Annotated in this window: 38 protein-coding genes; 34 read left to right on the top strand and 4 right to left on the bottom strand. The window is 34.1% G+C overall.

Features of this window, described 5'->3' with window-relative positions; genetic code table 11:
* Positions 1–15: 15 nt before the first annotated feature.
* Positions 16–750, bottom strand: a complete 735-nt coding sequence (locus H601_RS0104155) for a hypothetical protein (RefSeq protein ID WP_026710331.1) — start codon at positions 748–750, stop codon at positions 16–18.
* Between the two features lie 90 nt (positions 751–840).
* Here H601_RS0104155 and radC point away from each other — a divergent pair, with 90 nt between their 5' ends.
* The 7 genes from radC to H601_RS0104120 all read left to right on the top strand — a co-directional run bounded on the left by radC (position 841) and on the right by H601_RS0104120 (position 6,217).
* Complete coding sequence (gene radC, locus H601_RS0104150; protein ID WP_026710330.1) at positions 841–1,536, top strand: RadC family protein; 696 nt, start codon at positions 841–843, stop codon at positions 1,534–1,536.
* The gene (locus H601_RS0104145; RefSeq protein WP_245571611.1) at positions 1,523–2,104 is read left to right on the top strand and encodes a PepSY-associated TM helix domain-containing protein; all 582 of its coding nucleotides are present in this window, start codon (positions 1,523–1,525) and stop codon (positions 2,102–2,104) included. Before radC ends, H601_RS0104145 begins: the two co-directional genes overlap by 14 nt.
* Before the next feature lie 70 nt (positions 2,105–2,174).
* Complete coding sequence (locus H601_RS0104140; protein ID WP_026710328.1) at positions 2,175–2,804, top strand: ABC transporter ATP-binding protein; 630 nt, start codon at positions 2,175–2,177, stop codon at positions 2,802–2,804.
* Positions 2,805–4,190: an ABC transporter permease gene (locus tag H601_RS16775; protein ID WP_026710327.1), complete on the top strand. Its 1,386-nt coding sequence runs from the start codon at positions 2,805–2,807 to the stop codon at positions 4,188–4,190.
* The gene (locus H601_RS0104130; RefSeq protein WP_245571610.1) at positions 4,183–4,752 is read left to right on the top strand and encodes a hypothetical protein; all 570 of its coding nucleotides are present in this window, start codon (positions 4,183–4,185) and stop codon (positions 4,750–4,752) included. The genes H601_RS16775 and H601_RS0104130 overlap by 8 nt, the downstream gene beginning before the upstream one ends.
* A 49-nt stretch (positions 4,753–4,801) precedes the next feature.
* Positions 4,802–5,494 (top strand): YjjG family noncanonical pyrimidine nucleotidase, encoded by a 693-nt coding sequence (locus H601_RS0104125; protein WP_026710325.1) that lies wholly within the window; start codon positions 4,802–4,804, stop codon positions 5,492–5,494.
* A gap of 15 nt (positions 5,495–5,509) precedes the next feature.
* Positions 5,510–6,217: a hypothetical protein gene (locus H601_RS0104120; RefSeq protein ID WP_026710324.1), complete on the top strand. Its 708-nt coding sequence runs from the start codon at positions 5,510–5,512 to the stop codon at positions 6,215–6,217.
* Here H601_RS0104120 and H601_RS0104115 read toward each other — a convergent pair.
* Positions 6,214–7,491: a replication-associated recombination protein A gene (locus tag H601_RS0104115; protein ID WP_026710323.1), complete on the bottom strand. Its 1,278-nt coding sequence runs from the start codon at positions 7,489–7,491 to the stop codon at positions 6,214–6,216. The two genes, H601_RS0104120 and H601_RS0104115, sit on opposite strands and share 4 nt — an antisense overlap.
* A gap of 73 nt (positions 7,492–7,564) precedes the next feature.
* On the opposite strand from H601_RS0104115, the gene H601_RS15200 reads away from it, so the two are divergent.
* Positions 7,565–8,320, top strand: a complete 756-nt coding sequence (locus tag H601_RS15200; protein WP_035655516.1) for a rhomboid family intramembrane serine protease — start codon at positions 7,565–7,567, stop codon at positions 8,318–8,320.
* A 21-nt stretch (positions 8,321–8,341) separates the two neighbouring features.
* Here H601_RS15200 and rlmB read toward each other — a convergent pair whose 3' ends face one another.
* Positions 8,342–9,076 carry a 23S rRNA (guanosine(2251)-2'-O)-methyltransferase RlmB gene (gene rlmB, locus H601_RS0104105; RefSeq protein ID WP_026710322.1) on the bottom strand — a complete coding sequence of 245 codons (735 nt, stop codon included), beginning with the start codon at positions 9,074–9,076 and terminating at the stop codon, positions 8,342–8,344.
* A gap of 27 nt (positions 9,077–9,103) precedes the next feature.
* Positions 9,104–10,738, bottom strand: a complete 1,635-nt coding sequence (locus tag H601_RS0104100; RefSeq protein ID WP_245571609.1) for a BamA/TamA family outer membrane protein — start codon at positions 10,736–10,738, stop codon at positions 9,104–9,106.
* Between H601_RS0104100 and H601_RS16585 the strand changes: the two genes are divergently transcribed.
* From H601_RS16585 to secY, 26 genes are all read left to right on the top strand, one after another.
* Complete coding sequence (locus tag H601_RS16585; protein WP_026710320.1) at positions 10,737–11,009, top strand: hypothetical protein; 273 nt, start codon at positions 10,737–10,739, stop codon at positions 11,007–11,009. The genes H601_RS0104100 and H601_RS16585 overlap by 2 nt on opposite strands.
* A 92-nt stretch (positions 11,010–11,101) precedes the next feature.
* Positions 11,102–11,506, top strand: coding sequence for a 30S ribosomal protein S12 (gene rpsL, locus H601_RS0104090; RefSeq protein ID WP_026710319.1), 405 nt, complete (start codon positions 11,102–11,104; stop codon positions 11,504–11,506).
* A gap of 23 nt (positions 11,507–11,529) precedes the next feature.
* Positions 11,530–12,006, top strand: coding sequence for a 30S ribosomal protein S7 (gene rpsG / locus H601_RS0104085; protein ID WP_026710318.1), 477 nt, complete (start codon positions 11,530–11,532; stop codon positions 12,004–12,006).
* An 11-nt stretch (positions 12,007–12,017) separates the two neighbouring features.
* Positions 12,018–14,174 carry an elongation factor G gene (gene fusA, locus H601_RS0104080; RefSeq protein ID WP_026710317.1) on the top strand — a complete coding sequence of 719 codons (2,157 nt, stop codon included), beginning with the start codon at positions 12,018–12,020 and terminating at the stop codon, positions 14,172–14,174.
* An 11-nt stretch (positions 14,175–14,185) separates the two neighbouring features.
* Complete coding sequence (gene rpsJ, locus H601_RS0104075) at positions 14,186–14,491, top strand: 30S ribosomal protein S10 (protein WP_026710316.1); 306 nt, start codon at positions 14,186–14,188, stop codon at positions 14,489–14,491.
* A gap of 112 nt (positions 14,492–14,603) precedes the next feature.
* Entirely contained in the window at positions 14,604–15,221 is a 618-nt protein-coding gene (gene rplC / locus H601_RS0104070; protein WP_026710315.1) for a 50S ribosomal protein L3, read from the top strand.
* Entirely contained in the window at positions 15,221–15,850 is a 630-nt protein-coding gene (gene rplD / locus H601_RS0104065) for a 50S ribosomal protein L4 (protein ID WP_026710314.1), read from the top strand. The genes rplC and rplD overlap by 1 nt, the downstream gene beginning before the upstream one ends.
* A gap of 6 nt (positions 15,851–15,856) precedes the next feature.
* Positions 15,857–16,147: a 50S ribosomal protein L23 gene (gene rplW, locus H601_RS0104060; RefSeq protein ID WP_026710313.1), complete on the top strand. Its 291-nt coding sequence runs from the start codon at positions 15,857–15,859 to the stop codon at positions 16,145–16,147.
* Between the two features lie 6 nt (positions 16,148–16,153).
* Positions 16,154–16,978, top strand: a complete 825-nt coding sequence (gene rplB, locus H601_RS0104055) for a 50S ribosomal protein L2 (RefSeq protein ID WP_026710312.1) — start codon at positions 16,154–16,156, stop codon at positions 16,976–16,978.
* A 10-nt stretch (positions 16,979–16,988) separates the two neighbouring features.
* Positions 16,989–17,267: a 30S ribosomal protein S19 gene (gene rpsS, locus H601_RS0104050; protein ID WP_026710311.1), complete on the top strand. Its 279-nt coding sequence runs from the start codon at positions 16,989–16,991 to the stop codon at positions 17,265–17,267.
* A gap of 6 nt (positions 17,268–17,273) precedes the next feature.
* A complete protein-coding gene (gene rplV, locus H601_RS0104045; RefSeq protein ID WP_026710310.1) occupies positions 17,274–17,684 on the top strand; it encodes a 50S ribosomal protein L22 in 411 nt (136 codons plus the stop codon).
* 8 nt (positions 17,685–17,692) lie between these two features.
* On the top strand, positions 17,693–18,439 hold the full coding sequence (gene rpsC, locus H601_RS0104040; RefSeq protein ID WP_026710309.1) for a 30S ribosomal protein S3: 747 nt from the start codon (positions 17,693–17,695) through the stop codon (positions 18,437–18,439).
* Between the two features lie 19 nt (positions 18,440–18,458).
* Positions 18,459–18,878, top strand: coding sequence for a 50S ribosomal protein L16 (rplP, locus tag H601_RS0104035; RefSeq protein WP_026710308.1), 420 nt, complete (start codon positions 18,459–18,461; stop codon positions 18,876–18,878).
* Positions 18,879–18,891: 13 nt separating this feature from the next.
* Entirely contained in the window at positions 18,892–19,083 is a 192-nt protein-coding gene (rpmC, locus tag H601_RS0104030) for a 50S ribosomal protein L29 (protein WP_026710307.1), read from the top strand.
* Between the two features lie 18 nt (positions 19,084–19,101).
* A complete protein-coding gene (rpsQ, locus tag H601_RS0104025) occupies positions 19,102–19,359 on the top strand; it encodes a 30S ribosomal protein S17 (protein WP_026710306.1) in 258 nt (85 codons plus the stop codon).
* A gap of 2 nt (positions 19,360–19,361) precedes the next feature.
* Positions 19,362–19,730, top strand: a complete 369-nt coding sequence (gene rplN, locus H601_RS0104020) for a 50S ribosomal protein L14 (RefSeq protein WP_007803649.1) — start codon at positions 19,362–19,364, stop codon at positions 19,728–19,730.
* An 11-nt stretch (positions 19,731–19,741) separates the two neighbouring features.
* Positions 19,742–20,056: a 50S ribosomal protein L24 gene (gene rplX / locus H601_RS0104015; RefSeq protein WP_026710305.1), complete on the top strand. Its 315-nt coding sequence runs from the start codon at positions 19,742–19,744 to the stop codon at positions 20,054–20,056.
* 2 nt (positions 20,057–20,058) lie between these two features.
* On the top strand, positions 20,059–20,610 hold the full coding sequence (rplE, locus tag H601_RS0104010) for a 50S ribosomal protein L5 (protein ID WP_026710304.1): 552 nt from the start codon (positions 20,059–20,061) through the stop codon (positions 20,608–20,610).
* A 3-nt stretch (positions 20,611–20,613) separates the two neighbouring features.
* Positions 20,614–20,883, top strand: a complete 270-nt coding sequence (rpsN, locus tag H601_RS0104005) for a 30S ribosomal protein S14 (protein WP_026710303.1) — start codon at positions 20,614–20,616, stop codon at positions 20,881–20,883.
* A gap of 71 nt (positions 20,884–20,954) precedes the next feature.
* Positions 20,955–21,353 (top strand): 30S ribosomal protein S8, encoded by a 399-nt coding sequence (gene rpsH, locus H601_RS0104000; protein ID WP_026710302.1) that lies wholly within the window; start codon positions 20,955–20,957, stop codon positions 21,351–21,353.
* A 14-nt stretch (positions 21,354–21,367) separates the two neighbouring features.
* Positions 21,368–21,910, top strand: a complete 543-nt coding sequence (gene rplF, locus H601_RS0103995) for a 50S ribosomal protein L6 (protein ID WP_026710301.1) — start codon at positions 21,368–21,370, stop codon at positions 21,908–21,910.
* A gap of 11 nt (positions 21,911–21,921) precedes the next feature.
* A complete protein-coding gene (gene rplR, locus H601_RS0103990; RefSeq protein WP_026710300.1) occupies positions 21,922–22,275 on the top strand; it encodes a 50S ribosomal protein L18 in 354 nt (117 codons plus the stop codon).
* Between the two features lie 6 nt (positions 22,276–22,281).
* Positions 22,282–22,806: a 30S ribosomal protein S5 gene (gene rpsE / locus H601_RS0103985; RefSeq protein ID WP_026710299.1), complete on the top strand. Its 525-nt coding sequence runs from the start codon at positions 22,282–22,284 to the stop codon at positions 22,804–22,806.
* A gap of 14 nt (positions 22,807–22,820) precedes the next feature.
* Positions 22,821–23,003: a 50S ribosomal protein L30 gene (rpmD, locus tag H601_RS0103980; protein ID WP_026710298.1), complete on the top strand. Its 183-nt coding sequence runs from the start codon at positions 22,821–22,823 to the stop codon at positions 23,001–23,003.
* 11 nt (positions 23,004–23,014) lie between these two features.
* Positions 23,015–23,467, top strand: coding sequence for a 50S ribosomal protein L15 (rplO, locus tag H601_RS0103975; protein WP_026710297.1), 453 nt, complete (start codon positions 23,015–23,017; stop codon positions 23,465–23,467).
* Positions 23,468–23,479: 12 nt separating this feature from the next.
* Positions 23,480–24,826 carry a preprotein translocase subunit SecY gene (secY, locus tag H601_RS0103970; protein ID WP_026710296.1) on the top strand — a complete coding sequence of 449 codons (1,347 nt, stop codon included), beginning with the start codon at positions 23,480–23,482 and terminating at the stop codon, positions 24,824–24,826.
* The last annotated feature ends 5 nt before the right edge of the window (positions 24,827–24,831 follow it).

Genomic DNA, 24,831 nt, shown 5'->3' with positions numbered 1-24,831 from the left:
GATGATTGATTTTAATTATTCTTTAAACATAAATGATTTTTCATCCACAGTAGGATTTAAAACAATTTTTTTGATTTTCAAAGGTTGACCTCCTTGATTCATAGAAAAAGGGAAATACATTCCGTCCACTTCTTGATAATCACTCATGGTTGAAACAGACATTTGACCTTTTGCGGGTCCTTGTTTGATTTCTGTTTCTGTCATAATAGGAACATTATTTTCAATATCAAAATAATAGAAAACTACATTGTCCACCTTTTGACCGTCAATCATTTGAGGTTTTTTGGTTAATTTAAGTTTATAGCATTCTGTACCTTCTTTGGTTTCCTTACCTAAATATTCAACTGAATATCCTTTTGACTTATAGTCTAATAATGGGTCTGGATAATCAACAGCCTCTTGTTTAATGTTTTCAACCATTTCTGATTCCATTTTTTCAGCTTTCATAGTCATAAAATTGGTTGACCAAGCTGTATTTCCATCAAAAGCCATTTGAGTAATTTCTTGACCTTGGAAATTGATTTTAAGGTACATTTTTCCACCTTTCAGTTGAACCATTTCTACAGGAATTTCCATTCCTTGAGCATTTACGGTCATTTCCATTTTTGTGCCGTTTAACGCTCTGTATTTTTCAAATCCACCTGTGTTTTTGAAATAGTTATCAATAATTTGGTCTGCTGTTTGAGCTTGTGCAGATAAACTTATGAATGCAAAAAGCATTGTGCTGAATAAAAGGTTGATTTTTTTCATTATTTCTGTTTTATGATTTTTAAATTAGTTATAAAAATAGTATTTTTGTTACACTATAAGCACATTTTTTAATTATTATTTGCCAAACAGATGGAAAATCAAACACCTTTCCCCATTAAATACTGGGCTGAAGACGACAAACCCAGAGAAAAATTACTACTTAAAGGAAAATCTTCCCTTAGCGACGCTGAATTATTAGCCATTATTTTAGGTTCCGGAACACGAAATGAATCTGCTGTTGGATTAAGTAAAAGAATCCTAAAAACTACTGACAATAGTTTATATTCATTAAGTAAATTATCCTTTCAACAATTGTGTAGTTTCAATGGAATTGGTCCAGCAAAAGCCATCAGTATTATTGCAGCTTTAGAATTAGCCAAACGAAAAAAAGAAGAATCAGTTGTTGAATTGCCAAAAATTATAACCACCAAAACTGTCTTTGAATTGATGCATCCTTTATTAGGTGATTTACCTCATGAGGAATTTTGGGTTATTTATCTTAATAATTCCAATCAAGTAGTTCATAAAGCACAAATTAGTAAAGGAGGAATCACAGGAACAGTAGTTGATGTTCGAATTATTTTAAAAATCGCATTAGAATATCATGCACTTTCCTTTATTTTGTGCCATAATCATCCTTCTGGAAAATTATACCCAAGCGATGCAGATTTGGAAATTACCAATAAAATTAAAATTGCAGCAAAGCAATTGGATATTTTATTAGTAGATCATATGATTGTTTGTGAATTGGGTTATTACAGTTTTGCTGAAGATGGAAAATTATAAAATGACAGCTTCAAAAAGAGTTCAACAAGCCAAAATAATTCGAATATTCAGAAAAATTCATCGTACAACCGGAATTTTTTTGTTTGTATTCTATTTTATAATTGCCATAACAGGTTTTTTGTTAGGCATCAAGAAACATAGTGGCGGATTAATACTCCCAAAAACGCAAACGGGTTCTTCAACGAAATTAGTTGATTTTATAGCGTTGGACAGTTTGCAACAAATTGCTCAAAAAGAAATTGCACTTTTCTTAAAGGAATCGAAACCTTCACAAATTGATAGAATTGATATTCGACCAGAAAAAGGAATAGTTAAATTTACTTTTAAATCTAATTTTTATGAAGTACAGCTTGATGGTGCAACCGGAAGTTTACTGCAAATTGATTTACGAAGGTCTGATATCATTGAAAAAATTCATGACGGTTCAATCATTGATTATTATTTAGGATTTGAATCGGGTTTTTTTAAATTGATTTACACTTCAATTTTAAGTATGGCATTATTACTTTTTGTTATAACCGGTTTTTGGTTGTGGTATGGACCTAAAAGAATGCGAAAAGGAAACTGATTTTTTTGAATTGATTAACATTTCATTTTTTTTAAATTACATACCTTAGACCTCTAAAAATCAAGTAAAAATGATTCAAACAGAAAGCCTCTCTTTTTCATATAATTCAAATACGGTTTTTTCATTTCCAAATATCAAAAATAATGTTTCAGAAGCGTTATTAATCACCGGAAATTCCGGAAAAGGAAAAACTACTTTATTACACCTTCTGGGTGGATTATTACGACCTAAATCGGGTTCAATTTCCATACAAGATACCACTATTTCCTCTTTATCCGAAAAAGAATTAGATCACTTTCGCGGAAAAAACATTGGATTAGTTTTGCAACAATCGCATTTTGTGGCTTCTTTAAATGTGCTAGAAAATGTTGTTTTGGCCTCGTGGTTAGCAACAGGAAAAAAAGCAACTGACAAAGCAAAATCACTTTTAAAACAATTGGATTTAGAAAACCAGATGTATAAATTGCCTTCCAATTTAAGTGTTGGACAGCAACAACGTGTTTCCATTGCCAGAGCTCTGATAAATGAGCCAAAACTACTTTTAGCCGATGAGCCAACCTCAAGTTTAGATGACGAAAATGCATTTAAAGTGGCAGATTTATTGGCTAAGCTGTCCAAAGAATATAAAGCTTCGTTGATAATTGTGACGCATGACCAACGATTAAAAAATAAATTTCCTAACCAATTAAACTTAAACTAAATGATAGCAAAATTAGCTTGGAAAAATCTTTGGTTTAAGCCATTGAATACGGTGTTGAGTTTGGTATTATTAACCGCATCGGTTGCGATAATTTCATTATTGATTTTATTGCAAGAGCAATTTGAAAAGCAGTTTTCAAGTAATATTGACGGAGTAGATTTGGTTTTGGGAGCTCAAGGTAGTCCGTTACAATTGATACTTTCATCTGTTTATCACGTTGATGATCCTACCGGAAACATTGATTACAAAGAAGCGGAAGTTTGGATGAAACATCCTTTTGTTGAAACTGCTATTCCCTTGGCTTTTGGTGATAATTATCGCGGATTCAAAATTGTCGGAACCACTCCAGACTATATTAAAAAATATGCGGCAACCATTTCTCAAGGAAAAGTGTTTGAAAAGAATTTTGAAGTGGTTATCGGAAGTGAAATTGCCAAAAAATTAAACATTAAAATTGGAGATAAATTTTTTGGAACACACGGTTCAGCAGAAGAAGGTCACGTCCATGAAGAATATGCGTATGTGGTTGTCGGAATTGCTTCGCCAACAGGCAAAGTAATTGATAATTTGGTTTTGTGCACAATTGAAAGTGTTTGGGCGATGCATGCAAACCACGGACATGATCATGGTGAAGAAGTTCGATCTTCTGATGAAAATCCCCCACATGGTGAAGAAGGTCATGTTCATGTTGACGGTGATGAACACGACCATGAAGAACACGTTCACGATGAAAATTGTAATCACGATCATGACCATGAAGTTACAGAAAATCCTCCACATGGTGAAGAGGGACATATACATGAAGATGGCGATGAACACAACCATGACCATGAAGAAGCAAAGGAGATTACCGCAGTTTTAATTAAATTTAAAAATAAGATGGGCATTATTTCTTGGCCAAGAATGATTGCTCAAAACACAAAAATGCAAGCGGCTATGCCTGCATTAGAAATCAACAGATTATTTTCATTATTCGGAATTGGTTTGCAAGCATTACAATATTTAGCCTACGGAATTATGTTGATTTCAGGTATAAGCATTTTCATTGCCTTATATAATCGATTGAAAGAAAGAAAATATGAGTTTGCCTTGTTGAGGGTTTCGGGAGCATCGCGAATTCAAATGTTAGGGTTGGTATTGATTGAAAGTTTATTACTTTGCATTGTAGGCTTTATCTTTGGTACGCTTTTTGGCAGATTGGCTTTGGTTATGATTTCTAGCACAACAGATGAACAATTCAAAATGGCATTCAATCCAATGACAATAATCTGGGAAAAAGAAGGAATTCTGTTTTTGGTTACTATCTTTGTTGGGATTTTAGCCGCTGTCATTCCGGCAGTAAAAGCGTATCGATTAAATATTTCAAAAACTTTAGCAAATGCGTAAAATTTATATTTTTTTCATTCTACTATTTGGTGTTTTTATACTGTTGGACGCTTCATTAGAAGTGAAATATCCTTTTTCAAAAATGGATTCCGAAAATGTTACAACTATTCAAAAAGCAGGATTTGTTCCCTCAATTTTTAGTGAAGTTAAGCTTGAAAAAGAAGAATTATTTCTTTCATCACCTGATACGTTGACTTGGCGACTACTCGGAATTATTAAATACGTTAAAAAACCGGATAAAGATTATCCTGACGGAGTAATGTTTCCAATTGTAAATTCAGAATTGAAAGCCAAAAACAAAAAGAAAATTGTGATGAGCGGATTTATTGTTCCCATCGATAATGTTTCGTATGCGTTAAGTAAAAACGTATTTGCTTCTTGTTTTTTTTGTGGAAAAGCAGGTCCCGAAACCATCATGGGAATCAAATTTAGAGGTTCAACACCAAGATTGAAAACAGATCAATATGTTACTTTAGAAGGTAATTTTAGATACAATGATAATGATGTGAACGATTGGATTTATCATATTGAAGATGCTGTAATTGTTAAAGGAGGAAAATAAATTTATAACTCTTTAACCCATTTCCAATTACCTTTCACCCTCCATCCAAATGAAATCTTTCCACCACAAATCCGATATCTTTTTTGATTTAGATCACACGTTGTGGGATTTTGAGAAAAATTCAGCATTGGCTTTTGAAACAATCTTCAAAAAGCACCAACTGAATTTGGAATTGGATGCATTTCTTCATTTTTATATTCCTACAAACTTAAAATATTGGAAGCTTTACAGAGAGGAAAAAATTTCACAAGAAGAACTTCGGTATAAAAGATTAAAGGAAGTTTTTGATTTGATGAATCAAGCAGTAAATGATGAATTAATTCACTTGCTATCACAAGAATATATTGTCTATTTGCCTCAATTTAACCATCTTTACCATGGTGCAGAGGAAATTTTAAATTATTTATTTCCAAAGTATAATTTGCATATCATTACGAATGGTTTTCAGAGCGTTCAAGCCGGAAAAATAAAAAACGCCAATCTTGAAAAATATTTCAAGACAATTACGAACTCTGAATCTGCAGGAGTAAAAAAGCCAAATCCGATGATTTTTCATTACGCCATCAATAGTGCTAAAACTAGTGTTGAAAAAAGTGTAATGATTGGCGACAGCATTGAAGCTGATATAGAAGGAGCATTAAATGTTGGCTTGGATGCCATTTTTTTTAACGAGTTTAAGGTAGAAGTAAATCAACAAATCCATCAAGTATTTGATTTATTATCCTTAAAACAGTATCTTTAGTTTAAATTTAATAAGATGAAAAAAATAGTTTTATTTTTAGTTTTGGGTTTTTGTATTCAAGGTTTTTCTCAGGTGTTGAATAAATATCAATATGTAGTTGTACCTACTAAGTTTGATTTCATGAAAGTTGAAAATGAACATAGATTGAATACTGTAGTAAAAAATAAGTTAGAAAAAATGGGCTTTATTGCTTATTATGAAAATAATATTCCATTAGAAGTAGCTCAAAAGGCGTGTGAAATTTTAAAAGTAGATTTAGTGAGAGGTGGCACTTTTGTTTGGACAAAAATGAATTTAGTATTCAAAGATTGTCAAAATAAAGTTGTTTTTGAAAGTGATGAAGGAAAAAGTAAAGACAAGGATTTTAAAGTAGCGTATACTGAATGTACAGACCAAATTTTTGAATCATTGTTTGCTTTAAAATATAAATTTCAAGGAAATCAAGATAAGTCTTTAACAACAAAAGAGGAAGTAAAATCTACTGTAAGTCAAGTAGAATCAACAAATGATAATTTAATTGCTGAAAAAACTACTTCAGGGTTTATATTAAAAAACAATCAAAATCAAACCGTATATAAACTTACTTCAACCGGCAAATCAGATTTATTCTTAGCTCAAAAAGGTCAAAATAACGGAATGTTATACCTGAAAGACCAAAATTGGATTTTTGAATATACCAACAATGACCAATTATTTACAGAAATTGTTAAAGTGAAATTTTAGTATCCGTATTTGTCTTTCCAACGGTTTTTTAAAAAAGTGCGTAATTCTTTTTCTCGGGCATTATTACCAGGTTCATAAAAATAGGTGTTTTGAATTTCATCCGGTAAAAATTCTTGCTCAGTAAAATTGTTGTCAAAATCATGAGCGTATTTGTATTCATCGCCATAACCCAATTCTTTCATCAATTTGGTTGGAGCATTTCGTAAATGCAAAGGAACGGGTAAATTACCGGTTTGTTTTACGATTTGTTGAGCTTTTCCTATGGCTAAATAACTTGCATTACTTTTAGCTGAAGTAGCCAAGTAAATCGCACATTGACTTAAAATAATCCGACTTTCAGGGTAGCCAATTGTAGTTACGGCTTGAAAAGTATTGTTAGCCAAAATTAACGCTGTTGGATTGGCATTCCCAATATCTTCACTGGCTAAAATGAGCATTCTTCGAGCAATAAACTTTACATCTTCGCCACTTTCAATCATTCTTGCAAGCCAATAAACTGCTCCATTTGGATCACTTCCGCGAATAGATTTGATGAAAGCCGAAACAATATCATAATGTTGTTCGCCCGTTTTGTCATACAAGACCGTATTCTTTTGAACCAAATGCATTACTTTTTCATTCGTAATTTCTATCGCATTTTCTTCGGTTGCATTAATAATCAATTCAAAAATATTCAACAATTTTCTTCCATCACCACCCGAAAGTCTCAAAAGAGCTTCGGTTTCTTTCAGGTTTATATTTTTGGTTTTTAAAATTTCATCATGCTCAATGGCTCGATATAACAATTGCTCTAAATCTTCTTTGGAGAAAGCATTTAATACATATACCTGACATCTTGACAATAATGCTGGAATGACTTCAAAACTTGGGTTTTCGGTAGTAGCACCAATAAGCGTAACCCAACCTTTTTCAACTGCAGCCAACAAAGAATCTTGTTGTGATTTGCTAAAGCGATGAATTTCATCAATAAATAATATCGGGTTTTTGGCGGTGAATAAACCTCCACTTGTTTTGGCTTTGTCAATGACCTCTCGAATATCTTTTACCCCAGAATTAATAGCACTTAACGTAAAAAATGGTCGTTTGCTTTCTTGAGCCATAATTTGAGCTAATGTCGTTTTTCCTGTTCCGGGCGGTCCCCAAAGAATTAAACTGGGAATGATTCCTTTTGCAATTTGATGCGTCAAAGAACCTTGTTCGCCAACCAAGTGCAACTGACTGATGTATTCCGATAAATGTTGAGGCCGAATGCGTTCGGCAAGTGGTGCTTCCATGGTGTAAAAATACGGTTTTCTGACAAAAAAGCACTACTTTCGTTTTGGTTGTATTTTTGATACGATTCTTTTTATGAAACAAAAATCCTTCGTTTTTTCAACTTCAGTAATCGCTTGGCCTTTATTTTTTGTATTGGCCCTGTGGATTGTATTTTGGGTAGAAGTCAGATTCAAAATTGATTTAAGTACTTTTGGAATATTGCCCCGAACATTAAGTGGTTTGAGAGGTGTTGTTTTAAGTCCTTTTTTGCATGGCGATATCAAACATTTGTATAACAATTCTATTCCATTATTATTTCTCATTGCTTCAATACGTTATTTTTACAGAGAAGTTTCCTTTCATGTACTGGTTTTTGGTATTCTTTTTTCCGGCTTGGGGACCTGGATCATTGGCAGAGAAAGTTATCATATAGGTGCGAGTGGATTGATTTATGTTTTGGTAAGCTTTATCTTCTTTAAAGGAATTCAAACCGGATATTACCGCTTGGTAGCTTTGTCTTTATTGATTGTAATGCTTTACGGCGGGATGGTTTGGTATATTTTTCCGGAAGTTGATAATCAAATTTCTTGGGAAGGGCATTTGGCTGGATTCATCACAGGGTTTCTATTTTCTTTAGTGTATAAAGCAGAAAAATATAAAAGACCAATTCGATACGAATGGGAAAAACCGGATTTTAATCCGGAAAATGATCCGTTTATGAAACGTTTTGATGAAAATGGAAATTTTGTAAATCCACCAAAACCGGAAGAAATAGAGGAGGAGTTCACATTTTTCAATATAGATAAAAATGTGTTTTATGAATATAAATCGGAAAAAGAGAAAGAGTAATTGTTTGTTTTTTTTTATTTATTACTGTCTCTGTCTAACTACTTCATATAAAAAAGCACCGCAAGCAACAGAAACATTCAAAGATGAAATAGTGCCAAACATAGGAAGTTTTGCTTTTTCATCTACAATTTTCAACACAGAAGGATTTACTCCTCTGTCTTCACTGCCCATAATAATGGCTAAAGGTTCGCTTAATGAAAGATCATAAATGGAGTCGTCTGTTTTTTCAGTTGCAGCAATGGTTTTGATTCCAGAACCTTGTAAATAAAAAATGGCATCCTTTATATGTTCCACTTTACAAATAGGCACATTAAAAACGGCACCGGCACTAGTTTTTACAGTGTCGCCATTTACAGGAGCTGCACCTTGTTTGCCAATGATTATTCCGTCCACACCCGTACATTCAGCTGTTCGAATGATGGCTCCAAAGTTACGAGCATCTGAAAGTTGATCTAAAATTAGAAACAAAGGAGTTTTTCCGCTATCAACAACATTTGTCACTAATGTTTCTAGGCCAACAAAAGAAATAGGTGCTATGCTAGCCACTGCACCTTGATGATTTTTTGAAGTTAATCGATTTAGTTTTTCTACCGGAACATAAGTAAAATTGATTTTGTTAGCTTTCATTGTTTTCATCAAATCCCGCATCAAATCACCTTGAGCATCTTTTTGAATAAACACTTTGTCTACTTCTTTTCCGGCTTGAATTGCTTCAATAATAGCTCTAATTCCAAAAATCTGATTGTCTTTTTCCATGGGGTAAAGGTAAGGTTTTTTACGAATTTAAAAACTCGTCTTAAAACTAATATGTACAATTGAATTGGAAAGTTTAATCTCTTGATTGCCGATGCTTCCATTCGCATAAACCAAATTAAAAAGGCCATTTTTAGTCAACAATCCAAAACCAAAACCTAATCCTAAAAGTGAATCTTTCACATCATTGGTTTGGTCTTGAAAGTAACCATAATCAATAATAGAATGAATATACATGCCGGAAGATAAAACATAGCGATATTCGGTTAAAAGTGATGAAAAAATACTTCCCTGTAAACTGTTCTCGTTGAATCCTCGAATCGAATTAATTCCGCCAAAACGATGTAATTCGTTCACAACATATGAATTACTCTTTAAATAATAGTTTTGCGATTTTAGATGAAAAATATTTTTAGCATTTAGATAAAAATTGTGTTTGAGTTCAACTTGAACAAAAAACTGATTTTGATCATCAATTTTAGATTTTCGGCTTCCAATTCCTGATTTTAAATGAATGACCGTTTTTTCGGGAAAAAGAAAATCACCAATTTTAAAATCGATATATTCAAATTGACTGGTAACAAAAGCATTTTTGAAATCACTTATAAAATTAGAATTTACATTTTGAATATCACTCGATTCAGAGGATTGGTAGCCCACATAAACTCTTTTGTTGTAGTTAAAAAAATAGCCTAAATCAATTGAAGTTCTTGTGTTTTGAAAAGTGCTGTCTTGTTTAAAAATTTGTAGTTCAGTTTTTAATCCGAAAGAACTTTTAAAAATATAAGGAAGTTGAAGTCCTACGTTAAAAGTAGTTTGTTCATTTCCGTCACTTTTCCAAAAAATGGAGAAATGCTCGCCGGAATGCAATAAATTGTGTAAAAGTAAATCTACGTAGCCATTAAAATTCACTTTTCCGCCTTCATCATTGTTGAATCCTATGAATCCATCAAACCGATTGGCTTTAGCTTTTTCTAAATAGAGATAAATTTTAGTAGAATCTTGAGTGAATAAAATCTCCGGATATTTGGTTTGCGAAATAAATCGATAGCTTTCAACAGTTCGGAATAGCTTGTCTAAATTGGATTGATTGAAAGTTTGTTTGGCGAACATTTTCTTCAAGTTCTTGCGGTAATTTTCTGGAAACTTTGGAAAACCTTCTATAATGATATCATTTACAATTCTTTTTTTGTTTGCTTGAATGTTTAAATCAGCATGCAACGATTGATTTATTTTTTTAAAGTTGATGAGTTTTAAGTTTGCTAGAGAATAACCGGTGGCTTCCATACGCTTTAAAATTCCATTCATAAATTGCGGAACCTGATAAATGGGTAATTTTAAAGTATCATTTTTCAGTTTATATTCATCATTTAAATAAAATTGATTTTCCTCACCTATATATATATGTAGGTGTGAAGTTTTTTTTCCGAGTTTAAATTGAAATAAAAAAGTAGAGTCGTTTTGTTTTTGGTTATTCACAATTTCTGATTCCAAATAACCGGACTGAAAAAGGATTGTTGAAAAATTACGGGTCTCATCAACAACTCCTTTTGCGTTTTGAAATTGTTTTGTGTAACCAATGGAATCAATTTTTTTGGTTTCAGATTTGTTTTGTCCTTCAATAGATAAATATACTTGTTGTGCTTTTCCATTCAAGAAAAACATGAGTGATATTAATAGTAGAGCAAACTTTTTCAACGCAGTTTTAATTTCGATAAAAGTAACGCAAAAAAAGGAGATATGGTATAGGGCTTTATTCTGCTTTTCATTCCAAGCCGTGCTTTCTCTCGAAGCTTCGCGACAATTAGGAGGAGGGGTGAAGCAAAATCAATTTTCTATTTCAAATTTTCTCTTGATACTTGTATTTGAAAACTCAGTCCCTCAGCACCTCAGTCCCTCAGCACCTAAAAAAATCCAACTCAAACAAAATAAATAAATTATGATTTGTTTTGATAAAAAATATTACTACATTTGCAACCCCTAAAAATAGGGTAAATTTAAAAAACATAGAAATTTTTAGTATTAATTATGCCAACAATTCAACAATTAGTAAGAACAGGGAGAGCCCAAGTAACTAAGAAGAGTAAATCGGCTGCTTTAGATTCTTGTCCTCAAAGAAGAGGTGTGTGTACTCGTGTTTACACAACGACGCCTAAAAAACCAAACTCAGCAATGAGAAAGGTAGCAAGGGTTCGTTTAACAAACGGAAACGAGGTAAATGCATACATTCCGGGAGAAGGACACAATCTACAAGAGCACTCGATAGTATTAGTGAGAGGCGGAAGGGTAAAAGATTTACCAGGTGTAAGATACCATATTGTACGTGGTGCTTTAGATACTGCTGGAGTAGCAGGTCGTACGCAACGTCGTTCAAAATATGGTGCAAAACGTCCAAAACCAGGTCAACCAGCAGCACCCGCAAAGAAAAAGTAATTAGAAACTTTTAAAGAAAAGACATGAGAAAAAGACAGGCCAAAAAAAGACCTCTTTTACCGGATCCAAAATTCAATGATCAATTGGTAACACGTTTTGTAAACAACTTAATGTGGGATGGTAAAAAATCTACCGCTTTCAAAGTATTCTATGATGCTTTAGAAATAGTGGAAACAAAAAAGCAAGATGCTGAAAAATCTGCTTTAGAAGTATGGAAAGATGCATTAACAAATGTTATGCCTCACGTAGAAGTTCGTTCACGTAGAGTGGGTGGAGCTACTTTCCAAATTCCTATGCAAATTCGTCCGGATAGAAAGATTTCTTATGCTATCAAATGGATGATTCTTTATGCAAGAAGAAGAAACGAAAAATCAATGGCTGGTAAATTAGCTTCAGAAATTTTAGCAGCAGCTAAAGAAGAAGGAGCAGCAGTTAAGAAAAGAATGGATACGCACAAAATGGCTGAGGCTAACAAAGCGTTCTCTCACTTTAGATTTTAATTCATAAAGAAATGGCTAGAGATTTAAAATACACAAGAAATATCGGAATTGCGGCTCACATTGATGCTGGTAAAACAACAACAACTGAACGTATTCTATTTTATACTGGTAAATCACATAAAATAGGTGAGGTACACGATGGTGCAGCTACTATGGACTGGATGGCACAAGAGCAAGAAAGAGGTATTACCATTACTTCTGCTGCTACAACTTGTGAGTGGAATTTTCCAACCAGCCAAGGGAAAGTTTTACCTGAGTCTAAACCGTATCACTTTAACATTATTGATACTCCCGGACACGTTGACTTTACCGTTGAGGTAAACCGTTCATTGCGTGTATTGGATGGTTTAGTGTTCTTGTTTAGTGCTGTTGATGGTGTTGAGCCTCAATCAGAAACAAACTGGAGACTTGCTGACCAATATAGAGTTCCTCGTATGGGATTCGTAAACAAAATGGACCGTCAGGGGTCAAACTTCTTAGGAGTTTGTCAACAAGTTAGAGATATGTTGAAGTCTAATGCAGTTGCCATTACTTTGCCAATTGGTGAAGAACAAGATTTCAAAGGAGTAGTTGACTTAGTGAAAAATCAAGCTATTGTATGGCATGATGAAACACAAGGAGCTACCTTTGATATTGTTGACATTCCAGCTGATATGGTTGATGAAGTTAAAGAATATCGTTCTAAACTTATTGAAGAGATTGCAACGTATGATGAGAATCTTCTTGATAAGTATATGGAAGATGAAAACTCAATCACTGAGGAGGAAATCAACAATGCATTACGTGCAGCTACAATTGACATGGCTATCATTCCTATGATTGCTGGATCTTCTTTTAAAAACAAAGGAGTTCAGTTTATGTTAGATGCAGTTTGTAAATATTTACCATCTCCCTTAGATAAAGAAGGTATTGAAGGAATTCACCCTGATGATGCTGATTTATTAGAAGAAGACCAAAAGAAAATTATGCGTCGTCCTGATCCAAAGGAGCCGTTTGCTGCTTTGGCATTTAAAATTGCTACTGACCCTTATGTTGGTCGTTTAGCTTTCTTCCGTGCTTATTCAGGTCGTTTAGATGCAGGTTCATATATCTTGAATACACGTTCTGGAAACAAAGAAAGAATTTCTCGTATCTATCAAATGCACGCTAATAAACAAAATCCAATCGAATTTATTGAGGCTGGAGATATTGGTGCAGCAGTAGGATTTAAAGATATCAAGACTGGAGATACAATGTGTGATGAAAAACACCCAATTATCCTTGAGTCAATGAAATTCCCTGATCCGGTAATTGGTATTGCAATTGAACCTAAAACAAAAGCTGACGTAGATAAAATGGGTATGGCTTTAGCTAAATTAGCTGAAGAAGATCCAACGTTTACAGTTAGAACGGATGAGGCTTCAGGTCAAACAATCATCTCTGGTATGGGTGAGTTACACTTAGATATCTTAGTTGATCGTATGAAACGTGAATTCAAAGTTGAAGTTAACCAAGGTGAACCACAAGTTGAATACAAAGAAGCTTTCACTAAATCTGCTCAACACAGAGAGACCTATAAAAAGCAATCTGGTGGACGTGGTAAATTTGGAGATATTGTATTCCGTTTAGAGCCTGCTGATGAAGTAGATGGAAAAACACCAGTTGGATTACAGTTTGTCAATGAAGTAAAAGGAGGTAACGTTCCAAAAGAATATATTCCTGCTGTTGAAAAAGGTTTCAAAGAAGCAATGAAGCAAGGTCCTTTAGCCGGATATACTGTTGATAGTTTAAAAGTTACTTTGTTAGACGGGTCTTTCCACCCTGTGGATTCGGATGCACTTTCTTTCGAATTGGCTGCTAAAATGGGTTACAAAGAAGTAGCTAAAGCTGCTGGAGCTGTAATTCTTGAGCCAATCATGAAAATTGAAGTAATCACTCCAGAAGAAAACATGGGTGATATTGTTGGAGATTTGAACAGAAGAAGAGGTCAAGTAAACGACATGGGAGATAGAGCTGGTGCAAAAACAATTAAAGCTTTTGTTCCGCTTTCTGAAATGTTTGGTTATGTTACTACTTTAAGAACTTTGTCTTCAGGTAGAGCAACTTCAACAATGGAATTCTCACATTATGAACAAACTCCTTCTAATATCTCAGAAGAAGTAATTAAAAAAGCAAAAGGTAACGCTTAATTTTAACGAAAATGAGTCAAAAAATCAGAATAAAATTAAAATCTTACGATCACATGTTGGTTGATAAATCAGCTGAAAAAATCGTAAAAACGGTAAAAAGTACCGGAGCCGTGGTAACAGGGCCAATTCCATTACCAACGCACAAAAAAATATTCACTGTTTTACGTTCTCCACACGTTAACAAAAAAGCGAGAGAGCAGTTTGAAGTGAGTTCATACAAAAGATTGTTAGATATCTATTCTTCTTCTTCTAAAACCATTGATGCTCTAATGAAATTAGAGTTGCCAAGTGGTGTTGAAGTTGAAATCAAAGTGTGATAAATGTACAAAGATGAAAGTATTAAGTATTAAGACATTCTCTTAATGCTTAATACTCTTGTCATAATACAAAACAAAAAGAGAATTTTTAATCATTTATAAATAGTTTAATATGTCTGGGTTAATTGGTAAAAAAATCGGCATGACTAGTATTTTCGATGAGAACGGGAAAAATATTCCTTGTACTGTAATTGAAGCTGGTCCTTGTGTCGTTACCCAAGTCAGAACCAAAGAGGTTGACGGGTATCAAGCGTTTCAACTTGGTTTCGATGACAAAGCAGAGAAACATGCTACAAAAGCGGCTATAGGTCACTTTAAAAAAGCAGGTACTGTTGCTAAGAAAAAAGTCGTTGAATTTCAAGAATTTGAAAAAGAGTATAAATTAGGTGATTTAATCACGGTAGATCTATTCAACGAAGGAGAATTTGTTGATGTACAAGGTGTTTCTAAAGGTAAAGGTTTTCAAGGGGTAGTGAAACGTCACGGATTTGGTGGTGTTGGACAAGCTACTCATGGTCAACATAACCGTTTAAGAGCACCAGGTTCTGTAGGAGCTTCTTCTTATCCATCAAGAGTATTCAAAGGAATGCGTATGGCAGGAAGAACTGGAGGAGACAATGTAACAATTCAAAACCTTAGAGTTTTAAAAGTAGTAGCAGACAAAAATCTATTACTTGTTAAAGGATGTGTTCCTGGACACAAAAACTCTTATGTAATCATTCAGAAGTAATGGAAGTAAAAGTTTTAGATATCAACGGAAAAGATACCGGCAGAAAAGTTCAACTTTCTGACGATGTATTCGCTATCGAGCCTAACAAACATGCTGTTTATCTTGATGTAAAGCAATACTTGGCTAATCAAAGACAAGGAACGCACAAAGCAAAAGAAAGAGCAGAAGTAACTGGTAGTACTCGTAAAATTAAAAAACAAAAAGGTACAGGTACTGCTCGTGCGGGTAGTGTTAAGAACCCATTGTTCAAAGGTGGAGGTACTGTTTTTGGACCAAGACCAAGAAGTTATTCTTTTAAATTAAACAAAACATTAAAAAGATTAGCTCGTAAATCTGTTTTCTCGCAAAAAGTAAATGAATCAGATTTAATCGTTTTAGAAGATTTTAATTTTGAGACTCCAAGCACTAAGAAATTTATTACAATATTGAATGCCTTAGGATTAGAGAATAAAAAATCTTTATTTGTGTTGGGTGATTCAAATAAAAATGTATATTTGTCGTCACGCAATTTGAAGGCTTCTAATGTTGTAACTAACTCTGAATTAAGTACTTACGCTATTTTGAATGCAAATAAAGTTGTGCTTTTAGAGAGTTCTTTAGAAGGAATTGAACAAAATTTAAGTAAATAATAGGCTATGAGTATCATAATTAAACCTATCATAACAGAAAAAATCACTAAGCAAAGTGAGCTTAACAATCGTTATGGTTTCGTGGTAGATAGAAAAGCAAACAAAATTCAGATTAAGAATGCTATTGAAGCAGCTTATGGAGTAAATATTGTTGCAGTTAATACCATGAATGTAAGACCGGATCGTTCTGTAAAGTACACTAAAAGCGGTATGATTAGTGCTAAAACAAATGCTTATAAAAAAGCAGTTGTAGAAGTGCAAGAAGGAGAAACAATTGATTTTTATAACAATATCTAATAAGTAATGTCAGTTAGAAAATTAAAACCTATTACCCCGGGTCAGCGTTTTAGAGTTGTGAATGGTTTTGACGCCATTACAACTGATAAGCCGGAAAAGTCATTATTGGCACCGAAAAAAAACTCAGGAGGTAGAAATAGTCAAGGAAAAATGACCATGCGTTACACAGGCGGTGGTCACAAACAAAAGTATCGTATGATTGATTTCAAAAGAACAAAAGCGGGAGTTCCTGCTGTTGTTAAATCAATTGAATATGATCCAAACAGAACAGCATTTATTGCATTATTAAGTTATGCTGATGGAGCAAAAGCATATGTTATTGCTCAAAACGGATTAAGTGTTGGTCAAACTGTTGTTTCAGGTGAAAATGCAGGTCCGGAAATCGGAAATGCTTTACCATTAAGTAAAATTCCTCTAGGAACAGTTATCTCTTGTATTGAGTTGCGTCCGGGTCAAGGAGCAATCATTGCTCGTTCGGCTGGTACGTTTGCTCAGTTAATGGCAAGAGATGGAAAATATGCTACTATCAAAATGCCTTCTGGTGAAACAAGACTTATCTTGTTAACATGTATGGCTACTATTGGTGCGGTTTCGAATTCTGATCATCAGTTGATTGTATCTGGAAAAGCAGGTAGATCAAGATGGTTAGGAAGAAGACCAAGAACAAGACCAGTTGCAATGAACCCTGTAGATCACCCAATGGGTGGTGGTGAAGGACGTTCTTCTGGAGGTCACCCACGCTCTAGAAAAGGTTTACCTGCAAAAGGTTATAGAACTCGTTCTAAAGTTAGCCCAAGTAATAAGTATATTGTTGAACGCAGAAAGAAATAATTAGATAGACATGGCACGTTCATTAAAAAAAGGTCCATTTGTACATTACAAATTAGATAAAAAAGTTCTTGAAAACGTTGAGAAATCAAACAAAGCTGTGATCAAAACTTGGTCAAGAGCTTCAATGATTACTCCGGATTTCGTTGGACAAACAATCGCAGTACACAATGGTCGTCAGTTTGTACCGGTTTATGTAACAGAAAACATGGTAGGACACAAATTAGGAGAGTTTTCACCAACAAGATCATTTAGAGGTCATGCAGGTGCTAAAAATAAAGGTAAAAAATAAGAAGCAATGGGAGTTCGTAAAAGAGAAACAGCAGATGCGAGAAAAGAGGCTAATAAGTCGATAGCTTTCGCGAAATTGAATAACTGCCCTACTTCACCTAGAAAAATGCGCTTGGTAGCAGACTTGGTAAGAGGTCAGAAAGTGGAAAAAGCACTAAATGTATTACGATTTAGTCAAAAAGAAGCTTCTAGAAAATTAGAAAAATTATTGTTATCTGCAATTGCCAATTGGCAATCTAAAAATGCAGATGCAAGTATTGAAGAAGCAGCTTTATTTGTAAAAGAGATCAGAGTAGATGGAGGAATGATGTTAAAAAGACTTCGTCCTGCTCCTCAAGGTCGTGCACACAGAATTAGAAAGCGTTCTAACCACGTAACAATCGTGCTTGGAGCTAGTAATAACACACAAAGCAATTAATAAATAAGATGGGACAAAAGACAAATCCAATTGGAAACAGACTTGGTATCATCAGAGGATGGGATTCAAACTGGTATGGTGGAAATGATTACGGTGATAAAATTGCCGAAGATTATAAAATCAGAAAGTATATTCATGCTCGTTTATCAAAAGCTAGTGTATCAAAAGTAATCATTGAGAGAACTTTAAAACTTGTAACCGTTACTATCACTACTGCAAGACCTGGTATTATTATCGGAAAAGGCGGTCAAGAGGTAGACAAGTTGAAAGAAGAACTTAAAAAGATTACGGACAAAGAGGTTCAAATTAACATCTTTGAAATCAAAAGACCTGAGTTAGATGCTTATTTAGTTGCAACTAGCATTGCTCGTCAAATCGAAAGCCGTATTTCATACAGAAGAGCTATTAAAATGGCTATCGCAGCAGCAATGCGTATGAATGCAGAAGGTATTAAAGTTTTGATTTCCGGTCGTTTGAATGGAGCTGAAATGGCACGTTCAGAAGGTTTCAAAGAAGGAAGAATTCCTCTATCAACTTTCAGAGCCGATATTGATTATGCTTTGGCTGAAGCACATACTACTTATGGTAGAATGGGTATCAAAGTGTGGATCATGAAAGGTGAAGTTTACGGAAAGAGAGATCTTTCTCCACTTGTAGGTATGGATAAAAAACAAGCTACAGGTAGTGGAAAAGGTGGTGATGCTCCAAAAGGAGGAAAGCCAAATGGGAAATCAAATTCTCGTAAAAGAAAGTAATTTTTTAAATTAAAAGAAAATGTTACAGCCTAAAAGAACAAAGTATCGTAAGGTACAAAAAGGTAGAATGAAAGGTGATTCTCAAAGAGGTCACATGCTTTCTAACGGTATGTTTGGAATCAAATCAATGGATTCAGCTTTTTTAACTTCTCGCCAGATTGAGGCAGCACGTATCGCAGCTACTCGTTTTATGAAAAGAGAAGGTCAATTATGGATCAAAATTTTCCCAGACAAACCAATCACTAAGAAACCTCTTGAAGTACGTATGGGTAAAGGTAAAGGTGCAGTTGAATATTGGGCTGCCGTTGTTAAACCCGGAAGAATCATGTTTGAAGTTGGTGGAGTGCCATTAGCAGTTGCAAAAGAAGCATTGCGTTTGGCCGCTCAAAAACTACCCGTAAAAACTAAATTTGTTGTTGCTAGAGATTTCGAAGCATAATCTTATATTCATTATGAAACAATCAGAAATTATAAGTCTATCTGTAGCTGAGTTACAAGAAAAACTTAGTCAGTCTAAAAAAACTTATGCCGATCTAAAAACGACTCATACTATTTCTCCAATTCAAAACCCTCTTCAAATTAGAACAATGAGAAGAGTAATTGCGAGATTAAACACTGAGCTAAGTAAAAGAGAGTTACAATAATTGTAAGCTAGCTGAAAGATGGAAAAAAGAAATTTAAGAAAAGAGAGAATTGGTGTAGTAACTAGTAACAAAATGGAGAAATCTATTGTTGTTTCTGAAACTAAAAAAGTGAAACACCCATTATATGGTAAGTTCGTGTTAAAAACAAAAAAATATGTTGCACACGACGAAACAAATGACTGTAACATTGGAGATACGGTAAGAATTAGCGAAACGCGTCCTTTAAGTAAATCAAAATGTTGGAGATTAGTTGAAATCATTGAAAGAGCGAAGTAATTATGGTACAACAGGAATCTAGATTAAAAGTAGCAGATAACACAGGAGCAAAAGAAGTTTTGACTATACGTGTTTTAGGAGGAACGAAACGTCGTTATGCCTCTGTTGGAGATAAAATTGTAGTGTCAATTAAAGATGCAACACCAAACGGTAACGTAAAGAAAGGTGCTGTTTCTACTGCAGTTGTTGTACGTACTAAAAAAGAAGTGAGAAGAGCTGATGGATCTTACATCCGTTTTGACGATAACGCATGTGTATTGTTAAACGCTGCAGGTGAAATGAGAGGAACTCGTGTTTTTGGTCCGGTTGCAAGAGAACTTCGTGAAAAACAATTCATGAAAATTGTATCATTAGCACCTGAGGTGCTTTAAATCGATTAATGATGACAAAGTTAAAAATTAAATCAGGAGACATCGTAAGAGTAATTGCCGGAGACCATAAAGGTACTGAAGGTAAAGTTTTGCGTGTTTTTGTTGACGCTAATAAAGCGATCGTTGAAGGTACAAACATGGTTTCAGTTCACACTAAACCAAGTGCAAAAAACCCTCAAGGAGGAATCGTGAAAAAAGAAGCTCCTATTCAAATTTCCAACCTTTCTTTAATTGACCCTAAGTCAAAAAAAGTAACTAAAGTTGGTTTCAAAGTAGAAGGAGATAAGAAAGTAAGATTTTCAAAAAAATCTAATCAAGTATTATAGTAATGGCTTATATCCCTAGACTAAAAGAAGAATATAAAAGCAGAGTTATCCCTGCTTTGAAAGAAGAGTTCGGTTACAAAAACGTAATGCAAGTTCCTAAATTGGAAAAAATCGTTGTTAGCCGTGGTGTTGGAGCTGCTGTTTCAGACAAGAAATTGGTTGATTATGCAGTGGACGAATTGACTAAAATCACAGGTCAAAAAGCTTTAGCTACTATTTCTAAAAAAGACGTTGCGTCTTTTAAATTAAGAAAAGGAATGCCTATTGGTGCTAAAGTAACTTTACGTGGAGAAAGAATGTATGAGTTTTTAGATAGATTGATTACATCTTCTTTACCTCGTGTAAGAGACTTTAATGGTATTAAAGCAACTGGTTTTGATGGTAGAGGTAATTATAACCTTGGTGTTTTGGAGCAAATCATTTTCCCTGAAATTGATATTGATAAAGTAAACAAAATTGCCGGTATGGATATTACTTTTGTAACTACTGCCAAAACTGATAAAGAAGCAAAATCATTATTAGCAGAATTAGGATTACCTTTTAAAAAGAATTAAGTTATGGCTAAAGAATCAATGAAAGCCCGTGAGGTAAAAAGACAAAAAGCGGTAGATAAGTATGCTGAAAAAAGAAAAGCTTTATTAGAAGCTGGAGATTATGAAAGCCTACAAAAATTACCAAGAAATGCTTCTCCGGTTCGTTTACACAATCGTTGTAAATTAACAGGAAGACCAAGAGGGTACATGAGACAATTCGGTATTTCACGTGTAACTTTCCGTGAAATGGCAAACCAAGGTTTAATCCCTGGTGTTAAAAAATCTAGTTGGTAAATTATTTTTAATTGGTTTCAGGTTCAATAGAAATAGTTTTTATTGAAAACCGTTACCGCAAATCGATACATATGTATACAGATCCTATTGCCGATTATCTAACGAGAGTTAGAAATGCTGTAAAAGCTAACCACAAAGTGGTAGAGATTCCAGCTTCTAATCTTAAAAAAGAAATCACAAAGATTTTATTCGATCAAGGATATATCTTAAGTTACAAATTTGATGATAGTTCAGTTCAAGGAACCATCAAAATTGCTTTAAAGTATGATAAAGATACTAAAGAGCCTGTAATCAGAGATATCCAAAGAATTAGTAAACCAGGTTTACGTAAATATGCTGGTTCATCAGAACTTCCAAGAATCCTTAATGGATTAGGTATTGCAATTGTTTCCACTTCTAAAGGTTTAATGACCGGAAAGCAAGCTAAACAATTAAATGTTGGAGGAGAAGTTATTTGTTACGTATACTAATAAAACACTAAACAATGTCAAGAATAGGTAAAAATCCAATTGTAATTCCTGCCGGTGTAACTGTAGAGGTGAATGAAGGAGTAGTTACAGCAAAAGGAAAGTTAGGTCAGTTAACACAAGACTTTTCAGATGTTAGTGTTAAAATTGAAGATGGTCAAGTAATTGTGGAAAGATCTTCTGACCACAAAGATCATAGATCAAAACATGGTTTATACAGAGCATTAATCAGTAACATGATTAATGGTGTTTCAACCGGTTTTACGAAAGAATTAGAGTTAGTTGGGGTTGGATATAGAGCTTCAAACCAAGGTCAAAAATTAGATCTTGCTTTAGGTTTCTCGCACAATATCGTTTTAGAAATTGCTCCTGAAGTTAAATTAGAAACAATTTCTGAAAAAGGTAAAAATCCAATCGTTAAATTAACCTCTCACGATAAACAACTTCTAGGTCAGGTTGCCGCTAAAATTAGAGGTTTCCGTCGTCCTGAGCCTTACAAAGGAAAAGGAGTTAAATTCGTTGGTGAAGTATTAAGAAGAAAAGCAGGTAAATCAGCTTAAAAATTAAGATTATGTCGTTAACAAAATCTGAAAGAAGACAGAGAATTAAGTTCAGAATAAGAAAGATTGTAAGCGGAACTGCTACAAACCCAAGACTTTCTGTATTCAGAAGCAATAAAGAAATCTACGCACAGTTGATAGATGACTTAAATGGAGTTACTATCTTAGCAGCATCCTCTAGAGATAAAGGTGTTGATGCTAAAGGTACAAACGTTGAAGTAGCTAACGCTGTTGGTAAATTAATTGCTGAAAAAGCATTGAAAGCTGGTATTGAAACAGTAACTTTCGATAGAGGGGGTTATTTATACCACGGTCGTATTAAATCATTAGCAGAAGGAGCGAGAGCTGCCGGACTTAAATTCTAAGATATTATGTATAGTCAATACAAAAATGTAGAGTTAGTAAAACCTAGTGGTCTTGAATTAAAAGATCGTTTGGTAAGTGTAAATCGTGTTACCAAAGTAACAAAAGGAGGTAGAGCTTTTGGCTTTTCTGCAATTGTTGTTGTAGGTGATGAAAACGGAGTAGTTGGACACGGATTAGGAAAATCTAAAGATGTTTCTGAGGCTATTGCTAAAGCAGTAGAAGATGCAAAGAAAAATTTAGTTAGAATTCCTTTGAGTGGTCAGTCAGTTCCTCACGAACAAAAAGGTAAATTTGGTGGTGCTCGTGTTTTCTTGATGCCAGCTTCTCACGGTACCGGGGTTATTGCCGGTGGTGCTGTACGTGCGGTATTAGAATCAGTTGGTATTCATGATGTATTATCAAAATCTCAAGGTTCTTCAAATCCACATAACGTGGTAAAAGCAACTTTTGATGCATTATTGCAAATGCGTAGTGCTCATACAGTAGCTAAACAAAGAGGAATTTCTTTAGAGAAAGTATTTAAAGGTTAATATACAAGGAAATTATGTCAAAGATTTTAGTAAAACAAGTAAAAAGTCAAATCAATTGTCCTCAAACACAAAAGAGAACTTTGGTTGCTTTAGGCCTTAAAAGATTAGGACAAGTAGTAGAGCATGAAAATTCATCTGCTATCCTTGGTATGGTAAATAAAGTTAAACACTTAGTTTCTGTTGAAGAAGCTAAATAATATTATTCAAAATGAATTTAAGTAACTTACAACCTGCTGAAGGTTCAACACATAATCAAAATAAAAGAGTAGGTAGAGGAGAAGGTTCCGGTAAAGGTGGCACTTCCGCAAGAGGTCACAAAGGAGCAAAATCTCGTTCAGGTTATTCTAAAAAGATTGGTTTTGAAGGAGGACAAATGCCTCTTCAAAGACGTGTACCTAAGTTTGGATTTAAAAACATTAACAGAGTAGAATACCAAGGAATTAACCTTGATACCTTACAAAGTTTAGTTGATAATGGTATTGTAACCGATACAGTAGATTTCGCTGTATTGATTGATACCCGTTTAGCCACCAAAAATGAATTAGTAAAAGTTTTAGGTCGTGGTGAATTAAAAGCTAAATTAAAAGTAACTGCTCACAAATTTACAGCAACTGCTAAAGCGGCTATCGAAGCAGCAGGTGGAGAAGCTGTAACTTTATAATTTAATGTCTGTATGAAGAAATTTTTTGAAGCTCTCGGAAACGTTTGGAAAATAGAAGAATTAAAGAATAGAATTCTCGTAACACTAGGATTACTTCTTGTTTATCGTTTTGGAGCACAGGTTACCTTACCAGGTATAGATGCTACAAAATTGGGTGGTTTGGCTACTCAAACGGATCAAGGTATTGGTTCAATTTTAAACATGTTTACCGGTGGTGCATTTTCACAAGCGTCAGTATTTGCTTTAGGAATCATGCCTTACATCTCAGCCTCTATTGTAGTTCAATTGATGGGAATTGCTGTTCCTTATCTTCAAAAACTTCAAAAAGATGGTGAGAGCGGAAGAAAAAAGATTAATCAGATTACACGCTGGTTAACCATCGCTATTACATTGGTACAAGGTCCTGGATATATTTATAATTTATACAGAACATTACCATCAGAAGCATTTTTATTAGGATTCAATTCATTTTCATTCCTTTTCTCTGCGGTTGTAATTTTAGTTACTGGTACTATTTTTGCCATGTGGTTAGGAGAAAAAATTACAGATAAAGGTATTGGAAATGGTATTTCACTATTAATTATGGTTGGAATCATTGCTCGTTTACCTGAAGCATTTTTACAAGAATTTGTTTCAACTGTAACACAAGACAATGGTGGACTAGTATTGTTGGTATTTGAAATCATTCTTTGGTTATTAGTCATTATTGCTAGTATACTTTTAGTAATGGCCGTTAGAAAAATACCTGTACAGTATGCAAGAAGAACTGCCGGAGGAGATTTTGAACAAGACATGATGGGTGGTAATAGACAATTTATTCCACTCAAGCTTAATGCATCTGGTGTTATGCCAATTATTTTTGCTCAAGCAATTATGTTTATTCCTGCTGCTGTAGCTGGGCTTTCTTCAACTGAAGCCGCTCAGTCTGTAACAACTGCTTTCAGTGATATGTTTGGGTTTTGGTATAATTTAGTTTTTGCGTTATTAATCATAGTTTTTACGTATTTTTACACCGCAATTACAGTACCAACTAATAAAATGGCTGATGACTTAAAGAGAAGTGGTGGTTTTATTCCTGGAATTAGACCAGGTATTGAAACTTCTGATTACTTAGATAGAATTATGTCCTTGATAACTTTCCCTGGTTCTTTATTTTTAGCTTTGATTGCAGTGTTCCCTGCTTTCGTAGTAAATCTAATGGGTGTACAACAAAATTGGGGTATGTTTTTTGGAGGTACATCTTTATTAATCATGGTTGGAGTTGCAATTGATACTATGCAACAGATAAATTCTTATTTGTTGAATAGACATTATGATGGTTTAATGAAAAGTGGTAAAAATAGAAAAGCGGTAGCTTAATTTTT

The sequence above is a fragment of the Flavobacterium filum DSM 17961 genome (genome assembly GCF_000425465.1).
GTDB classification, from domain to species: domain Bacteria; phylum Bacteroidota; class Bacteroidia; order Flavobacteriales; family Flavobacteriaceae; genus Flavobacterium; species Flavobacterium filum.
The sequence above is the reverse complement of the archived record's forward strand: the minus strand, read 5'-3'. Positions and strand labels throughout refer to the sequence as shown.

Coding starts and splice junctions, on each gene's coding strand:
- rplC (WP_026710315.1), top strand. CDS start 14,604: ATGTCTGGGTTAATTGGTAAAAAAATCGGCATGACTAGTATTTTCGAT.
- rplP (WP_026710308.1), top strand. CDS start 18,459: ATGTTACAGCCTAAAAGAACAAAGTATCGTAAGGTACAAAAAGGTAGA.
- rpsG (WP_026710318.1), top strand. CDS start 11,530: ATGAGAAAAAGACAGGCCAAAAAAAGACCTCTTTTACCGGATCCAAAA.
- rplD (WP_026710314.1), top strand. CDS start 15,221: ATGGAAGTAAAAGTTTTAGATATCAACGGAAAAGATACCGGCAGAAAA.
- rplV (WP_026710310.1), top strand. CDS start 17,274: ATGGGAGTTCGTAAAAGAGAAACAGCAGATGCGAGAAAAGAGGCTAAT.
- H601_RS15200 (WP_035655516.1), top strand. CDS start 7,565: ATGAAACAAAAATCCTTCGTTTTTTCAACTTCAGTAATCGCTTGGCCT.
- rpmC (WP_026710307.1), top strand. CDS start 18,892: ATGAAACAATCAGAAATTATAAGTCTATCTGTAGCTGAGTTACAAGAA.
- rpsH (WP_026710302.1), top strand. CDS start 20,955: ATGTATACAGATCCTATTGCCGATTATCTAACGAGAGTTAGAAATGCT.
- H601_RS16585 (WP_026710320.1), top strand. CDS start 10,737: ATGAGTGATATTAATAGTAGAGCAAACTTTTTCAACGCAGTTTTAATT.
- H601_RS0104155 (WP_026710331.1), bottom strand. CDS start 750: ATGAAAAAAATCAACCTTTTATTCAGCACAATGCTTTTTGCATTCATA.
- rpsS (WP_026710311.1), top strand. CDS start 16,989: ATGGCACGTTCATTAAAAAAAGGTCCATTTGTACATTACAAATTAGAT.
- H601_RS0104130 (WP_245571610.1), top strand. CDS start 4,183: ATGCGTAAAATTTATATTTTTTTCATTCTACTATTTGGTGTTTTTATA.
- rplN (WP_007803649.1), top strand. CDS start 19,362: ATGGTACAACAGGAATCTAGATTAAAAGTAGCAGATAACACAGGAGCA.
- H601_RS0104125 (WP_026710325.1), top strand. CDS start 4,802: ATGAAATCTTTCCACCACAAATCCGATATCTTTTTTGATTTAGATCAC.
- rplX (WP_026710305.1), top strand. CDS start 19,742: ATGACAAAGTTAAAAATTAAATCAGGAGACATCGTAAGAGTAATTGCC.
- rpsQ (WP_026710306.1), top strand. CDS start 19,102: ATGGAAAAAAGAAATTTAAGAAAAGAGAGAATTGGTGTAGTAACTAGT.
- rplF (WP_026710301.1), top strand. CDS start 21,368: ATGTCAAGAATAGGTAAAAATCCAATTGTAATTCCTGCCGGTGTAACT.
- rlmB (WP_026710322.1), bottom strand. CDS start 9,076: ATGGAAAAAGACAATCAGATTTTTGGAATTAGAGCTATTATTGAAGCA.
- rplB (WP_026710312.1), top strand. CDS start 16,154: ATGTCAGTTAGAAAATTAAAACCTATTACCCCGGGTCAGCGTTTTAGA.
- secY (WP_026710296.1), top strand. CDS start 23,480: ATGAAGAAATTTTTTGAAGCTCTCGGAAACGTTTGGAAAATAGAAGAA.
- H601_RS0104145 (WP_245571611.1), top strand. CDS start 1,523: ATGGAAAATTATAAAATGACAGCTTCAAAAAGAGTTCAACAAGCCAAA.
- H601_RS0104115 (WP_026710323.1), bottom strand. CDS start 7,491: ATGGAAGCACCACTTGCCGAACGCATTCGGCCTCAACATTTATCGGAA.
- rpsJ (WP_026710316.1), top strand. CDS start 14,186: ATGAGTCAAAAAATCAGAATAAAATTAAAATCTTACGATCACATGTTG.
- rpsC (WP_026710309.1), top strand. CDS start 17,693: ATGGGACAAAAGACAAATCCAATTGGAAACAGACTTGGTATCATCAGA.
- rpsN (WP_026710303.1), top strand. CDS start 20,614: ATGGCTAAAGAATCAATGAAAGCCCGTGAGGTAAAAAGACAAAAAGCG.
- H601_RS0104100 (WP_245571609.1), bottom strand. CDS start 10,738: ATGTTTTTCTTGAATGGAAAAGCACAACAAGTATATTTATCTATTGAA.
- rpmD (WP_026710298.1), top strand. CDS start 22,821: ATGTCAAAGATTTTAGTAAAACAAGTAAAAAGTCAAATCAATTGTCCT.
- rplW (WP_026710313.1), top strand. CDS start 15,857: ATGAGTATCATAATTAAACCTATCATAACAGAAAAAATCACTAAGCAA.
- rpsE (WP_026710299.1), top strand. CDS start 22,282: ATGTATAGTCAATACAAAAATGTAGAGTTAGTAAAACCTAGTGGTCTT.
- radC (WP_026710330.1), top strand. CDS start 841: ATGGAAAATCAAACACCTTTCCCCATTAAATACTGGGCTGAAGACGAC.
- rplO (WP_026710297.1), top strand. CDS start 23,015: ATGAATTTAAGTAACTTACAACCTGCTGAAGGTTCAACACATAATCAA.
- fusA (WP_026710317.1), top strand. CDS start 12,018: ATGGCTAGAGATTTAAAATACACAAGAAATATCGGAATTGCGGCTCAC.
- H601_RS0104120 (WP_026710324.1), top strand. CDS start 5,510: ATGAAAAAAATAGTTTTATTTTTAGTTTTGGGTTTTTGTATTCAAGGT.
- H601_RS16775 (WP_026710327.1), top strand. CDS start 2,805: ATGATAGCAAAATTAGCTTGGAAAAATCTTTGGTTTAAGCCATTGAAT.
- rplR (WP_026710300.1), top strand. CDS start 21,922: ATGTCGTTAACAAAATCTGAAAGAAGACAGAGAATTAAGTTCAGAATA.
- rpsL (WP_026710319.1), top strand. CDS start 11,102: ATGCCAACAATTCAACAATTAGTAAGAACAGGGAGAGCCCAAGTAACT.
- rplE (WP_026710304.1), top strand. CDS start 20,059: ATGGCTTATATCCCTAGACTAAAAGAAGAATATAAAAGCAGAGTTATC.
- H601_RS0104140 (WP_026710328.1), top strand. CDS start 2,175: ATGATTCAAACAGAAAGCCTCTCTTTTTCATATAATTCAAATACGGTT.